This window comes from uncultured Corynebacterium sp. (genome assembly GCF_902782855.1).
Taxonomy (GTDB): Bacteria; Actinomycetota; Actinomycetes; order Mycobacteriales; family Mycobacteriaceae; genus Corynebacterium.
In genome coordinates this window covers 1-14,262 of record NZ_CACZOO010000114.1, presented here as the reverse complement: position 1 = coordinate 14,262, position 14,262 = coordinate 1, and the positions used below count along the sequence as shown (strand labels likewise).

Genomic DNA, 14,262 nt, shown 5'->3' with positions numbered 1-14,262 from the left:
TCATCGGTGAGGCGATCGGTGCCCCCATCCGCCCCTGGACGATGCTCGACATCCCGGATGAACTTGTCGGCTCGATGGTCGGTGAGGGTGAGGGCAGATACCGACTCCAGAAAGAACCGGTGTTCGCCTCTCTTCATCTTCCCTACGCTGTCAATGAGGATACGGTCAAGGACGTCGCCCGCGACCACAATACCGACCGCTTTCCCCTGTTGATCGCCCTCTGGCTGCTGTGCAACGCCGAGGATATTCAGGTCCTTTACGACAACAGCGCAGACCGGACCGCCTGGTCCATCGACCACGGATTCTGGTTCGGATCCCATGAGTTCCCCTGGAACCTGGATGGTCCCGAGTACCGGTCAGGAAGGCCTGTTCTTCCCCCGATGCGCGAGAAGATCCCAGAGGAGTGCTGGGACCAGGCGATCGGAGCTGTGGACCACTTCGATCGATCGTTCGTGACCGACAAGGTCCTTGCTTCGGTACCGGATGCCTGGGGCGTTGACGATGAGGACTGTCGTAGACTCGTCAACTACGCTTACGGACGTAAGAGCTACGCCGTAGAAGAACTCCGTGATCTGCAGAAACGTCATGGCAGGAGGTGACCACCAATGCGATTCGACTACTGGACCATCCAGGCACGACCTGACCCCGGTCGCCTGCTGACCTACGGTGTCGGAGTCGTCGTCATGGATCCGCGACGTCGGGATGTCCGTGTGGAGATCGTCAACCGTGCTGAAGCCCTGCCGGCCGCCGGAGACCGTGATGCCGTCCTCGTCGCCGCCAAGTCAGTGGCGCAGAGTTTCAATGAGCTGGCGGGTGATGCCGAAGGGCTTGAGTTCCCGGGGACGGACACTCCCGCTGCTCTCATTGACAGGATGGTCAGCCACTGGGCCGGCTTCCTCACCGTCGACCGACCCCGGGCCGTCAGCGCCCGGACCATTGACGAAGCAGCGCAACTGATGTTTGAGCTGTACATTGGCGAGGAACCCGCAGAAAGACAGCGACGGCGCATTACTGTGCTGCGCAATGAGGTCCAGAAGGCATACGAGTCTCGTCCGGCGGTCAGGGAAGCCATGCGTAGGAAGCAGGAACTCACCGTCGGTGCTGTCTCCGGCCCACTTGATCTGGCGGTTGTCGGACGGGATGACAAGGTGCTCGAGCTGAATACCTCCTTTACCTTCCAGCAACGTGATCCTCGGCAGGCCCAGAGGCGCGCAGAGAACTGGTTGTACCGGATCGCCAGGCTTCGGGACCGCGGCGGGATTCTTCGTCCTCAGGGATCGGACCAGGACGGAATCGTCTTGGGACGGGACGCTCCGGTGGTGGTGACTTACGATTCCGCAGAGAATGATGCCCAGCGGGAGGTTCTCTCCAACGTCCACGAGCAGTGGGAAGACCTCGGGATCAGAGCCGTGCCAGCGAACGATGTCGCGGCACACACGGATGTCCTGGAACAGCAGTTGACTGCGGCATAACGCCTCGGGCTTCACGTACCCTGGGCACCATGCGCATCGCAGCGATTCAGATGAGTTCCGAGCCGGATGTGGCGGCGAACCTGGCGACCATCCGCACCCATATCGCCGAGGCCGCCCGCCTGGGCGCTGACCTCGTGGTCTTCCCTGAAGCGGCGATGTTCCCCTTCGATGCGGGACGCCTCGACGTCGTCGCCCAACCGCTCACCGGACCCTTCGCCACTGCGGTGACGAAGGCCGCTGTCGACCATGGTGTGACCGTGGTGGTGGGCATGTTCACCCCGGCGGACACGGTCTACCGCTACCCGGACGGCCGCCGGGCCACGGAGCCGATCCCCGGGGCGGGGGAGACGAACAGGTTCCGCCGGGTCTACAACACCCTGCTGGTCACCGGTCCGTACGGCACCGACCACTACAACAAGATCCACACCTTCGACGCCTTCGGCTACCGTGAGTCCGACACGGTCAAGCCCGGCGGCCGGCGCGTGGTCTACGACATCGACGGTGTGATGATCGGCCTCGCGACCTGCTACGACATCCGCTTCCCCGCGCACTTCTACGCCCTGGCGAAGGCCGGGGCGACGGTGATGGTCGTGCCGACCTCGTGGACCGACGGCCCCGGCAAACTCGGCCAGTGGCGCACACTGACCTCGGCCCGTGCCCTGGACACCACCAGTTACCTCATCGCCGCCGGCCAGGCGCACCCCGGGTCCCCCGACCGCTACGGTGTCAATGACGGCCCGACCGGGATCGGTCATTCGATGGTCATCGGCCCGGACGGGGCCCGGCTCGCCGAGACCGGGTACGTCTCCCAGGTGCTGCTCGTCGACATCGACCCGAACCGGGTCGACAAGGTCCGCAAGGGCCTGCCGGTGCTCATCGGGCATGAGCGTGACCTGCAGGTCAGCGGGGTTGACGTACATGCCGAGGGGGTCCGGGCGCTGGGGGATCCGGGGGAGACGGAGGGGGCCTAGCCTCTCCGCAGGAGCCACACGAAGTACGGCGCGCCGATCAGGGCGATCATCAGTCCCACCGGGATCTGTGAGGGTGCGATGAGCGTGCGGCCGAGGATGTCGGCCACACCGACCAGCACCGCGCCGAGCAGCACGGACACCGGGATGACGCGCACGTGCCGTGCCCCGACCAGCGAGCGGGCCAGGTGCGGGGCGACAAGTCCGACGAAACCGACGGTCCCGACCGCCACCACCGCCACCGCGGCGAGGACCGCTGCAGTCGACAGCAGCACCAGGCGGGTCCGCCCGGGCCGCAGTCCGAGGATGCGCGGGGTGTCGTCGTCGACGGCCAGCAGATCCAGGTCCCGGTGCATCGACCACAGCAGCGGCAGGGCCACGACCAGCACCACGGCCACCGGCAGCACGTCGGAGAATCCACGCCCGTAGGTCGTGCCGGACAGCCAGGTGAAGATCCGCGGGGTGTTCCACGGGTCTGAGCGCAGCAGCAGATACGTGGTCAGCGAGGACAGCGCGTAGCCGGTGCCGATGCCGACCAGCACGAACCGGTCCGGGGAGAGTCCACCCCGGCCGGAGAGGACGGCGATCACCGCGAAGGTCAGCAGTCCGGTGACCACCGCGGCCACGACCAGCGTGGAGCGCCCCTGGTCGGGGGCCAGGGTCACCACGGCCACCGCACCGAGTCCCGCGCCGGCGGTGATGCCGAGCAGCCCCGGATCGGCCAGCGGGTTACGGACCGTGCCCTGGACCGCCCAACCGGACAGGCCCAGGGCCGCGCCGGCGGTCACGGCGGCCAGCACCCGGGGCACGCGGTCGTCGAGCGCCCCGTCGATCAGGCGAGGGGCGGTGCCCTGCAGCCACAGCAGGATGTCGCCGGTCCTCAACCACAGCGACCCGGCGAGCACGCCGACAACCACCGTCGTGATGAGCAGCGCCACCGACACGGCGACGACCACCGGGAACCTGGTCCGGGACCTGACCTGGGTACCGGTGCGTCCGGCACCGTTGGCCGCCCCGCGGGAGGATCCGGCGTCCCGCAGACGCAGGGCGAGCACCACGATGAGGACGCCGCCGAGCAGTCCGGTGGGAATGCCGGTCGGCACCGAGGTCGCGCCGGCGGCGCCGAGCAGGCCCCGCAGCCCGGCGTCCGACAGGAGCACCAGCAGTGCCCCGAGCAGTCCGGAGACCGGCAGGGAGACGAGATGGTTGTGCAGGGCCGGGACCTTGGAGGCGAGGAGCCGGGTGACCACCGGCGCACCGAGACCGACGAAGGCCAGCGGGCCGGCCAGTGTCACCGCCGTCGAGGTCAGCAGCACCGCGCCGAGCAGCGCGAACAGGCGCGTCGAGCGCACCGGGACGCCCAGCGTCGTGGCGGTGTCGTCGTCGGACAGGGCCAGCGCGTCGAGCCGCCGGGAGAGCAGCAGCATGAGGAGGATGACCACGGCGATCACCGGAACGGCGCGCTGTGAGGCGTCGATGCTCAGCTGGGCCAGTGATCCGGACCCCCAGGCGAACAGGCCGGTGGTGCCCTCCTTGAACAGGATGAGCAGCATGCCGGAGACGGCGTCGAGCGCCATGGCGATCGCCGATCCGGCGAGGATCAGGCGGGTCGTCGCGGTCGACGAGGCGGACGCCGCACCCCACGCCCCGGCGAGCCCGAGGACCACCGCCGCGGCGACGAGACCGCCGGTGAAGGCGACGAGGGAGGACGCCCACAGCGGCACCGAGACGCCGAAGGCGGCGACCGCGCACAGGGTCACGTAGGCCCCGGCGGTCACCGCGAGGGTGTCGGGGGACGCCAGCGGGTTGCGGGTCACCGACTGCAGCAGCATGCCGGCCACGCCGAGGGCGACACCGACGGCGACACCGGCGAGGAGGCGGGGCAGGCGGGACCCGGTGATGATGTCGCCGTGGTCGCCGCTGAGCAGGTCACCGACCCCGAGACCGGAGGTGCCCTGGGTGAGGTGCCAGGCGCCGACCAGGACGAGGGCGAGGAGGAGTCCGCCGACCAGTCCGGTGGCGGACAGGGCGTTCCGGGTGCGGGTCGGTCGGGTCACCTGCTGGTCTGGCCGGAGATCTCGTTCAGGGCCTCGACGTAGGCGTCGAGCAGGGCGATGCAGGAGCGCGGGCCGCCGGCGGTCCACAGGCTGGAGGAGAACTGCGCGGTGCGCTTGTCCTTCACCGCGGGCAGGTTGTCCCAGATCGGGTTCTTCTCCATCGCGGTGACGTAGTTCTCCGGGTCATCGGCGGCCTGGGTCGCGCCGGAGAAGAAGAGGTTGGCGTCCCCGACGGCGGTGAGGCCCTCGATGTCGGTCTGCGCGAGTCCGAACTGCGGGTCGACGCCGCCGGAGCCGTAGGACCTGTTGATCTCGTCGGTCCAGGCGGAGGTCAGGCCGAGCTGCTCGCCCATCTGGGTCATCAGGGCGCCGGAGGTGTACGGGCGCACGGTGAGGTTGCCGGACTCCACCCAACCGTCCATGTACAGGAACTTGTTCGTCGGAAGTGCGGCGACGGTGTCGGCGACCTTCTCCTTCGTCGCGGCGACGGCGTCGTCGAACTCCTTGTTGAGCTGCGCGGCGCGCTCCGACCGGCCGGTGGCCTCGCCGATCATGGACATGACGTCCTTGACGTTGCCGATCTGGTCGGCGGTGTCGGCGCCCTTGGTGACCAGCACCGGCACGTCGCGCTCCTCGAGCTTCTTGAGGATCTCGTCATCGGCGTCGAAGGTCTCGTAGATGATGAGGTCGGGGTCGGCGCCGAAGAGGGCGTCGAAGTCCGGCTCGCCACGCTCACCGGCGTTGACGACGCCCTCGGGCAGCTTCTCGGCGGAGACGTACTCGGAGTAGGAGTCCGGGGAGGCCACGGCCACCGGGTCGACGCACAGGCTGATGGCGTCCTCGATCTCCTGCCACTCCAGCACGGCGACGCGCCGGGCGGGCTTGTCGAGCTCGACTGTCCGGCCGAGGCCGTCGGTGAGGGAGACAGGGTCGGTGGAGGTGGCGATGTCGCCGTCGCAGCCCGCGGCGTTCGAGGTGGGGACGTCGGAGGAGGGCGCTCCGTTGTCGGAGTCGGTGGTGCCGCACGCCGCGGCGGTCAGGGCGAGGGTGAGGACGCCGCTGGCGGCGAGTGCTCGGGTGAGCTTCATGGGTTCTCTTTCCGTTCCAGGGTGGGGTAGGGGTGGCGACCGACGGTGTCGATGCGCAGGTGGCCGGTGCGGGGGTCCACGCCGACGTCGACGGGGACGCCGTAGGCGAGACTGATGTTCTCCGCGGTGAAGACCTCGACCGGTTCTCCGGCGGCGTGGACGTGGCCCTCGTGGAGCAGCAGCACCTCGTCGGCGACCCGGACCGCGTGGTCGAGGTCGTGGAGCACCACGCCGACGGTGGTGCCGTTAGCGTGTGTCCGGTCCTCGGCGAGGTCGCGCAGCAGGTCGAGGATCTCGGTCTGGAACCTCAGGTCCAGGTGGTTGGTCGGCTCGTCGAGGAGCAGGACGCCGGTGTCCTGTGCCAGGCACGCGGCCAGCCACACGCGCTGCATCTCGCCGCCGGACAGGGCGGACGCCGGACGTTCCCGCTTGCCGGTCAGCCCGGTGATCTCCAGGGCGTGGTCGATCGCCGCGTGGTCGGCCTCGCCGAGCCCGGCGAAGCGACGCCGGTGCGGGTGTCGTCCGAAGGCGACGACCTCGGCGACGGTGAGTCCGTCGGGGGTCGGCCGGGACTGGGAGAACAGGGTGACGCGGCGGGCGAAGGCCTTGGGCGAGAGCAGGGTCGTGTCGTGTCCGTCGAGGGTGACGGAGCCGGCGGTGACCGGGTGCAGCCGGGCCAGGGACCGCAGCAGGGTGGACTTGCCGGAACCGTTCGGGCCGACGAGGGCGGTGACGGTGCCGGGGGAGAACGAGACGGAGACGCCGTCGATGACGGTGCTGGTGGCGTTGCCGCTACCGTAGCCGAGCACCAGGTCGGCGCCCTCCAGGGGTTCCCCGCGTCCGGTCATGTCCGTCGTCCTTCCTGTCAGGTACGCGTTACCTAACCTGGAAAGTATAGGAATGCCCGGGGATGTCCGCAATCATGAGTTACGGACACCGGATACGGAGATCCGGTCATGTCAGCGCGCCGGGCGTCCGTCCCGTGAGCCGGTGGAAGGCGGCGATGAAGGTGCTGGGTTGGGCGTATCCGAGCAGGTCGGAGACCTCGTGGACACGTCGCCCCTCAGACAGCAGGATCACGGCGTGCCGGATGCGCACCGACTGCCGCCACCGGCCGAAGGTCAGTCCGGTGGACTCCCGGAAGGCGCGCGTCACCGTCCGCTCGCTGATGTCGAGCTCACGGGCCCATCCGTCGAGGGAACGGGGGTGGGCGGGGTTCGCGAGCAGGGTGTCAATGATCCGGGCGATCCGCGGGTCGTCCGGTACCGGCAGGACGAACTGGTCCGCCGCCGGCTCCAGGACATCGAAGACGACTGCCTCGGCCCGGGCGCGGGCGGCGTCCTCCAGATCGGGTCGGGCGAGGTGGACCAGCAGGGCCTCCAGCACCGTCGTCATCTCCACGACCGTCGGCCCGTGGAAGGCGACCGGGGTGCGCTCCGGGGAGAAGAAGGCGTCGCAGAGGGTGACGTTCGCGGTGACCTGACCGGCGTGCGGGGTCCCGGCGGGCAACCACACCGCGTGCCCCTCCTGCACGGTGAACAGCTGCTCGCCGTCACCGGTGCGGACCCGGGAGGTCATGGTGCCGTGGCGGACCCAGACCAGCTCATGGACCGAATGGCTGTGCCACGGCCAGTCGGTCGGCACATCCGGCCACTGCCCCTCGGAGAGGATGACGAACGGGGCGGTGATCTCCGCCGGCTCCAGCGCGAGATCGGTCGGGGCTGTCACGGCGGTCGGCACGGTCACAACGGCTCCGCGGTGATCGTCGCCGGGTCGATGCCCGTGTCGGTGAGGGCGCGGACCGCCGTGCGCACGGCGGTGGGGCCCGTGGGGTCCCCGGGGGCACCGGCGATGAGGATGCGGCATCCCTCCCAGGTGCCGTCGGCGAGCGCGGCCGCAGTGGCGGTGCCGTGGCGCAGGACCTCGCCGTTGACCAGTTGCTCCGGGCCGGGGCGGGAGTAGACGGTGAAACGCTCGCGCTCCGGGGTGTCGAACCAGTCCGGGTCCGCAGTGGCGGTGGGATCGGTGACGACCGGGGTGAAGGTCAGCCAGTCGAGGGCGCCGGCGAGTCCCAGCATGCCCGTGTACTCGTGCAGGTCGTCAGGGCGGTCGACCTGCCAGTAGAGGTGTACCGGGGGAACGGTGGCGTGGGTCGAGGCGTCGAGGATGAGGGCGCGCAGCGGGGCGAGCCCCGCGCCGAGGGCGATCATGAGCGTCGGGGTGTTCTCCGCCAGCTCCAGCGCGCCGGTCGGGTTCGCGACCGACCAGTGTTCGCCCACGGTGACGTGCGGGGGAGTGTCGGCGGGGTGGAAGAGCGGGAACTCCAGCAGACCCCCGTGGTTCGGCGGGATGGCGGAGGCCATGGACTGCCATCTCCCGGGTTCCGCGGGGGTGCGGGCCTCGAGGAACTGGCCGGCCCAGCCGGTCGGGGGCGGGGTGGCGGTCAGCCGGACGACCGTGACACGGGGAGAGCGGTGCTGGACCTCGAGGACCTCGGCATCGGCCGCGGCGGGGACACCGGCGTCCCCGTCCTCGACCGCGCCGAGGGCGGTGATGCGGACGCCGAGGTCCACGGTCTGCAGTAGTTCGGTGAGTCCGGTGGGGACACCGGCCTCCTCTGCGGCCTGGTAGGTCAGGTCCGTGCCGGGGTAGGGCACGCCGTAGAGGTCGCACAGGGCACGGCCGAGGGCTTCTGCGGCAGCGGCGACATGACCGACGGTGATACCGTCCTTACGCAGGTCACGGCCGAGGTCGGCGAGGAAGCCGGTGCTGTGGCCGTCGAAGTTCGCGGTCCCGTCGGCGGTGACGGACAGGCCGTCGGCGGCGGTGAGGGCGGCCCGGCGGATCCAGGACACCGCAGGGGTGTGCGGGGGGAGCACGGTGCCGTCGGCGGTTACCGGGCGGGGGACGTCAGCGGGCTCCGGTGCGAGGCGCCGGTAGTGGCGGTGGGCGACGCGGGTGAGTTCGTCGAGTCGGTCGTAGGTCGCGTTCACCGCACCGGACAGGGTGGACAGGTCCGGCACGCCGACGGCGCGGAAGTGCCTGGACCGCGGGTGGGACGGCTCGTGACTCATGGATTCATTCTGGCACAGGGGATTTTCTGTTCGCGGTGACCGTAAGGGTGTGGCCGGGGGAGAGGCGCGACTAGCATCGCCCTCCATGCAGACAGCTCGGTCTATTACTGTGGTGGCGGCCGGCCTCACGGCCGCACTCGGCCTCGCCTCCTGCGGCACCGCCGCCGGACGGGACGGTGACGGGTACACCGGCCCACCGGTGAGCGGGGGGACGCTACGCGTCGCCTTCGACTCGGACATCACCTGCGCCGACGGCCAACAGGTCGGCAACAACACCGCCCTCAACGTCTCCCGGCAGATCACCGACTCCCTGACCGACCAGGACCCGGGGACCGGGGAGATCGTCCCCTGGCTCGCCGAGAGCTGGGACGTCAGCGACGACTCGACCACCTTCACCTTCCACCTGCGCGACGACGTGACCTTCACCGACGGCACCCGGTTCACCGCACAGTCGGTCAAAGAAAATTTCGAGGGCATCGTCGACCTCGGCGCGAAATCCTCCCTCGGCTCGACCTACCTCGCCGGACTGGCGGGCATCGACACCCCCGACCCCCGCACCGTCACCGTCCGATTCGACCGGCCCAACGCCCAGTTCCTCCAGGCCAGCTCCACCATGACCCTCGGTTTCTACGCGCCGTCGACGCTCGCGGCGACCCCGGAACAGCGCTGCGCCGGCGACATCGTCGGCACCGGCCCGTTCCGCCTCACCGACTTCAGCCCCTCCGGCGGCGCCTCCCTGGTCCGCAACGACGACTACCGGTGGGCGTCCTCCCTCGCGGAGCACGAGGGCCCCGCGTACCTCGACGGCATCGACTTCACCGTCGTCCCCGAGTCCGGTGTCCGCAACGGCAGCCTCGCCTCCGGCCAGATCGACGTGGACACCGCCGTCCAGGCCCAGGACGAGGAGCTTCTCGACCAGTCCGGCTTCCCGGTCATCGACCGGCCCAACCCCGGTGTGAACTACTCCCTGTTCCCCAACTGGAGCAGGGGACCGTTCACCGACCCCCTCGTCCGGCGGGCGGTGAACGCCGCGATCAACCGGAAGGAGCTCACCTCCGTCCTCTCCGCACGGCAGAAAGCCGCGACCTCCGTCCTGGGCTCCACCACCCCCGGCTACACCGACCGCTCGGACCTTCTCCGGTACGACCCGGACACGGCGGACCGGCTGCTCGACGAGGCCGGGTGGACCGGCCGCGACGGCGACGGCTTCCGCACGAAGGACGGGAAGCGCCTCACCGTCCCCGTCGGCTACTGGCAGACCGCCCCGTTCCTCGAACTTGTCCAGCAGCAGCTACGGGCCGTGGGAGTGGACCTGAAACTGGAGAGGAAGACCATGGCGGAGACCGCCGCCGCCCAGCAGGCCCGCACCAACGAGGTGGAATTCTACAACCTCACCCGCTCCGACCCCGACGTGCTGCGCACCGTCTTCGACGCGAACGGGCGCAACGTCAACAACCGTTCCGCCGGCCACGTCGACGACCTGCTGCGCGACAGTCTCGCCACCACCGACACCGGTGCCCGGGCTGCCACCGTCGCCGACATCACCGCCGAACTCGTCACCGACGGCAACGTCATCCCCCTCGTCGAACTCTCGGGAATCTCAGCCACCGCCCCCGACGTGCACGGATACCGGTACGAGGCATCCAGCCGCCTCCAGCTCGTCGACACCTGGCTCAGTGAAGGAGCATAGATGTACATCCTGCAACGCACCCTCTACGGCGTGATCATCGTCTGGGCCGCCTGGACCCTCACCTTCCTCATCCTCTACGCGCTGCCCGGTGACCCGGTCGCCACCATGCTCTCCGGCTCCGGACAGACGGACGCCACCCCGGAAGAGGTCGACGAACTGCGCCGGCGGTACGGTCTCGACCGGCCCCTGCCCGGCCAGTACCTCGCCGCCCTGGGCGGACTGCTCACCGGTGACCTCGGCTCCTCCTACCTCACCGGGGACGCCGTCGCCACCTCCCTCGCGGAGACCCTGCCGACCACACTCGGGCTCGCCGTCGCCGCCCTCGTCCTCGGCGGGGCCGCCGGTACCGCGACCGCCGTCGCCACTGTCGCGGCGACCACCGGCCGGTCGCCCCGGCTGCGCCGGTTCGGTGACATCCTCTCCGGACTCCCGGTGCTGGGCGTCTCCCTGCCCACCTTCTGGGTCGGACTGCTCCTGCTGCAGATCTTCTCCTTCCGGCTCGGCTGGGTCCCGGCGCTGGGAGGCACCGGACCCGCCGGACTCGTCCTGCCCGCCGTGACGCTGGCCGTCCCGGTCGCCGCGACCGTCGGCCAGGTCCTCCAGCGCAGTCTCACCACCAGCTGGCGGCAGCAGTTCACCACCACCTACCGTGCCGCCGGCTACACCACCGGCCGGCTGCTCACCACGCACGCGCTCCGGGCGTCCCTGGGGCCGCTGCTCGCCGTGGGCGGCGTCCTCACCGGCCAGCTCCTCGGCGGTGCGGTCGTCGTGGAGACCGTCTTCACCCGCAACGGACTCGGACGCCTCCTCGTCACCTCCGTGACCTCGCAGGACATTCCGGTGGTACTGGGGGTGGTGACGGTCTCCGCGGTGATCTTCGTGGTCGTCAACATCATCACCGACCTGCTGCTCCCCGTGGTGGACGCCCGCACCCGGACCGCCCGCCCCGCCGCCGCGCCTGCAGCGACGACCTCTGACCAGACGAAGGAGAAGGTGCCCGCATGACTGTCACCACCGGCAGCACCGCCACCACCGGCAGCACCGCCACCACCGGCACCACCGCCGCCACCCGGCCCGCACCCCGCACCGGCATCCGTTCCCGCAGCGGCCGCGTCGGACCCGGCACCGTGCTTGCCGCGTTCGTCCTCCTCATCGTCCTGGCCTGGGCCGTGGCGCCCGGCCTGTTCACCTCCGCCGACCCGCTCATCGGAAAACCGCTGGACCGGCTGCAGGCACCGGGTCCCGGCCACCTCTTCGGAACCGACCACCTGGGCCGTGACGTGTGGAGCCGCGTCATCCACGGCACCCGCGAATCCGTCGTCACCGCCGCACTGGCCGTCGCCGTCGCCGTCGTCGCCGGCAGCCTCATCGGCACCGTCGCCGGCTACGTCGGCGGCGCCCTCGACTCGTTCCTCTCCCGTCTCACCGATGTCCTGCAGTCCGTGCCCGGCCTGCTGCTGTCCGTCGCCGTCGTCGCCGGTCTCGGCTTCGGCCCCGGCAAGGTCGCCGTCGCCGTCGGTGTCGCGTCCGTCCCGACCTTCGTCCGGGTGTCGCGCAACGAGGTGCTGCGATGGCGCACCAGCGCCTTCGTCGAGGCGGCCCGGTTGTCGGGCGTCGGCACCGGCCGCATCCTCGCCCGCCACATCCTGCCGCACGCCGTGAGCCCGCTCGCCGGCCTGGCGGTGCTGGAGTTCGGCACCGCGCTGCTGTCGGTCTCCGCCCTGAGTTTCCTCGGACTCGGCGCACCACCGCCGACACCCGAATGGGGCCTGCTCGTCGCCGACGGGCGCAGCTACCTGGCCAGCGCCTGGTGGCTGACCACCCTGCCGGGCCTCGTCATCGCCGCGACCGTCATCTCCGTCAACCACCTGTCCCGCACCCTCACCACCACGACCACATCATGACCACCAGGAGCACATCATGACCACCACAGCAACCCGCACAGACACCACCCGTCAGCGCCCGGTCCACCCGGCGCACGGGGGCAGCGTCCTCGACCTCGTCGGGCTGACCGCGAGTTACGGCGACCGGACCGTCGTCCACCACCTGGACCTCTCCCTGGCGGCCGGGGAGACCGTCGCTCTCGTCGGCGAATCCGGCTCCGGCAAGTCCACCACCGCCCGCGCGGCCGTCGGACTCGGCGGCGAGGGACTCACCGTCACCGCCGGGGAACACCGGATCCTCGGGACGGACGCCACGACCGCCGGCCCCGCGGCCTGGCGCCGCCTGTACCGCGGTGGTGTCGGCTACATCCCGCAGGACACCGGCGAGGGCCTCAACCCGGTGCGCACCATCGGCAGCCAGCTGACCGAGGCCGTCCGGCAGAACGGTGCCGCCGGGCGTGCCGGGCGTGCTGCCGTACGCCGGGAGGTCGCCGACGCCCTCACCTCCGTCGGGCTGGACGCCGCCCTCCACGCAGGCCGTCATCCCCACGAACTCTCCGGCGGGCAACGCCAGCGCGTCCTCATCGGCCTCGCACTCATCGGCGACCCGGCCCTCGTCATCGCCGACGAGCCGACCTCCTCCCTCGACGTCACCGTGCAGAAACAGGTCCTCGACCTGCTGGAGGCCCGGGTCCGGGAGACCGGGGCGGCACTGCTGCTGATCACCCACGACCTCGGCGTGGCCCACGCCCGCGCCGACCGCATCGTGGTGCTGAAGGACGGCCGGATCGTGGAACAGGGCACGGCGCAGACCGTACTCACCGCCCCGCGGGAGGGCTACACCCGTGAGCTCGTCGCCGCCGTCCCCGGCAGGGCGGCGCAGCGGGTGACCCGGGTGACCCCGGCGGCGGAGGACGCAGAGCCGGTCATCGCCGTCCGCGGCCTGACCCGTATCTTCCAGCGGGGTACCGCACCCGCCGTGGACGGGGTCGACCTCACCCTCGCCCCCGGCCGCACCCTCGGCATCGTCGGCGAGTCCGGCTCCGGCAAGTCCACCACCGCCCGCATCCTGCTCGGCATCGAACCCTTTGACGCCGGTGAGGTCACCGTCCTCGGCCGGCGGCTCGACGGCCGGGGCATCCGGGCCCGCCGGGGCGGGGACGCCGTCGCCCTCTCCCGCCGCGCCCGTCTGATCCACCAGGACCCCACCGGGTCCCTCGACCCCCGGTTCACCGTCGCTGACACGGTCGCCGAACCCCTCACCGGCTTCGGCATCGGCGACCGGGCGTCCCGGGCCGCCCGCGTCACCGACCTCCTCGACCGGGTCGCCCTGCCGTCGGACGCCGCCTCCCGCCGCCCCGCGGAACTCTCCGGCGGGCAGCGCCAGCGCGTCGCCATCGCCCGGGCACTGGCCGTTGAACCCGATCTGCTCGTCCTCGACGAACCGGTCTCCGCCCTCGACGTCTCGGTGCAGGCACGGATCCTCGACCTGCTCACCGGCCTGCAGGACGAACTCGGGCTGACCTACCTCTTCATCAGCCACGACCTCGCCGTGGTGCGTGACATCGCCGACGAGGTCGCGGTCATGGCGTCCGGGAAGGTCGTCGACCACGGGCCCGCCGGGGAACTGTTCGCCCACCCCGGCAGCGACGTCACCGCCGGCCTCCTCGCCGCCGTCCCCGCCCTCCCCGCCCTCTCCACCGTCACCACCCGGAACTGAACGGAGCACACCATGAGCAACGACAAACGACAGGTCCACCTCGCCGCCCACTTCCCGGGCGTCAACAACACCACCGTGTGGGCCGACCCGGAATCCGGCTCCCACATCGAGTTCGCCGGCTTCGAGCACTTCGCCCGCACCGCCGAACGCGGCCTCTTCGATTTCCTCTTCCTCGCCGAGGGCCTGCGGCTGCGCGAGCACAAGGGACAGATCTTCGACCAGGACGTCGTCGGACGCCCCGAGACCGCCACCGTCCTCTCCGCCCTCGCCGCCGTCACCACGCGCATCGGACTGACCGGCACCTTCAGCT

General features: G+C 70.6%; 12 protein-coding genes and 1 pseudogene. 8 read left to right on the top strand and 5 right to left on the bottom strand.

Annotation, left to right across the window (positions count from 1 at the left end; all coding sequences use genetic code 11):
- The 3 genes from QZV72_RS05360 to QZV72_RS05350 form a co-directional block, all read left to right on the top strand.
- Nucleotides 1-599: hypothetical protein (locus tag QZV72_RS05360; RefSeq protein ID WP_297006062.1), on the top strand; the 599-nt coding region annotated here is incomplete at its 5' end.
- Nucleotides 600-710: 111 nt separating this feature from the next.
- The gene (locus QZV72_RS05355; RefSeq protein WP_297006061.1) at nucleotides 711-1,472 is read left to right on the top strand and encodes a hypothetical protein; all 762 of its coding nucleotides are present in this window, start codon (nucleotides 711-713) and stop codon (nucleotides 1,470-1,472) included.
- Nucleotides 1,473-1,501: 29 nt separating this feature from the next.
- Complete coding sequence (locus QZV72_RS05350; RefSeq protein WP_297006060.1) at nucleotides 1,502-2,443, top strand: carbon-nitrogen hydrolase family protein; 942 nt, start codon at nucleotides 1,502-1,504, stop codon at nucleotides 2,441-2,443.
- On the opposite strand, the gene QZV72_RS05345 is transcribed toward QZV72_RS05350, so the two are convergent.
- The 5 genes from QZV72_RS05345 to QZV72_RS05325 form a co-directional block, all read right to left on the bottom strand.
- Nucleotides 2,440-4,497 carry an iron ABC transporter permease gene (locus tag QZV72_RS05345; protein WP_297006059.1) on the bottom strand — a complete coding sequence of 686 codons (2,058 nt, stop codon included), beginning with the start codon at nucleotides 4,495-4,497 and terminating at the stop codon, nucleotides 2,440-2,442. The genes QZV72_RS05350 and QZV72_RS05345 overlap by 4 nt on opposite strands.
- Nucleotides 4,494-5,585: an ABC transporter substrate-binding protein gene (locus QZV72_RS05340; RefSeq protein WP_297006056.1), complete on the bottom strand. Its 1,092-nt coding sequence runs from the start codon at nucleotides 5,583-5,585 to the stop codon at nucleotides 4,494-4,496. Before QZV72_RS05340 ends, QZV72_RS05345 begins: the two co-directional genes overlap by 4 nt.
- Nucleotides 5,582-6,433 (bottom strand): ABC transporter ATP-binding protein, encoded by an 852-nt coding sequence (locus QZV72_RS05335; RefSeq protein WP_297006054.1) that lies wholly within the window; start codon nucleotides 6,431-6,433, stop codon nucleotides 5,582-5,584. The genes QZV72_RS05340 and QZV72_RS05335 overlap by 4 nt, the downstream gene beginning before the upstream one ends.
- A 106-nt stretch (nucleotides 6,434-6,539) precedes the next feature.
- Nucleotides 6,540-7,331, bottom strand: coding sequence for an AraC family transcriptional regulator (locus tag QZV72_RS05330; protein ID WP_297006052.1), 792 nt, complete (start codon nucleotides 7,329-7,331; stop codon nucleotides 6,540-6,542).
- Nucleotides 7,328-8,659, bottom strand: coding sequence for a hypothetical protein (locus QZV72_RS05325; protein WP_297006051.1), 1,332 nt, complete (start codon nucleotides 8,657-8,659; stop codon nucleotides 7,328-7,330). The genes QZV72_RS05330 and QZV72_RS05325 overlap by 4 nt, the downstream gene beginning before the upstream one ends.
- A gap of 85 nt (nucleotides 8,660-8,744) precedes the next feature.
- Here QZV72_RS05325 and QZV72_RS05320 point away from each other — a divergent pair, with 85 nt between their 5' ends.
- The 5 genes and pseudogenes from QZV72_RS05320 to QZV72_RS05300 form a co-directional block, all read left to right on the top strand.
- Nucleotides 8,745-10,349 (top strand): ABC transporter substrate-binding protein, encoded by a 1,605-nt coding sequence (locus QZV72_RS05320; protein ID WP_297006049.1) that lies wholly within the window; start codon nucleotides 8,745-8,747, stop codon nucleotides 10,347-10,349.
- Nucleotides 10,350-11,354, top strand: a complete 1,005-nt coding sequence (locus QZV72_RS05315) for an ABC transporter permease (protein WP_297006047.1) — start codon at nucleotides 10,350-10,352, stop codon at nucleotides 11,352-11,354.
- On the top strand, nucleotides 11,351-12,253 hold the full coding sequence (locus tag QZV72_RS05310; RefSeq protein ID WP_297006046.1) for an ABC transporter permease: 903 nt from the start codon (nucleotides 11,351-11,353) through the stop codon (nucleotides 12,251-12,253). The genes QZV72_RS05315 and QZV72_RS05310 overlap by 4 nt, the downstream gene beginning before the upstream one ends.
- A gap of 16 nt (nucleotides 12,254-12,269) precedes the next feature.
- A complete protein-coding gene (locus QZV72_RS05305) occupies nucleotides 12,270-13,952 on the top strand; it encodes an ABC transporter ATP-binding protein (protein ID WP_297006044.1) in 1,683 nt (560 codons plus the stop codon).
- 12 nt (nucleotides 13,953-13,964) lie between these two features.
- A pseudogene (locus QZV72_RS05300) lies at nucleotides 13,965-14,262 on the top strand (LLM class flavin-dependent oxidoreductase); the annotation flags it as partial.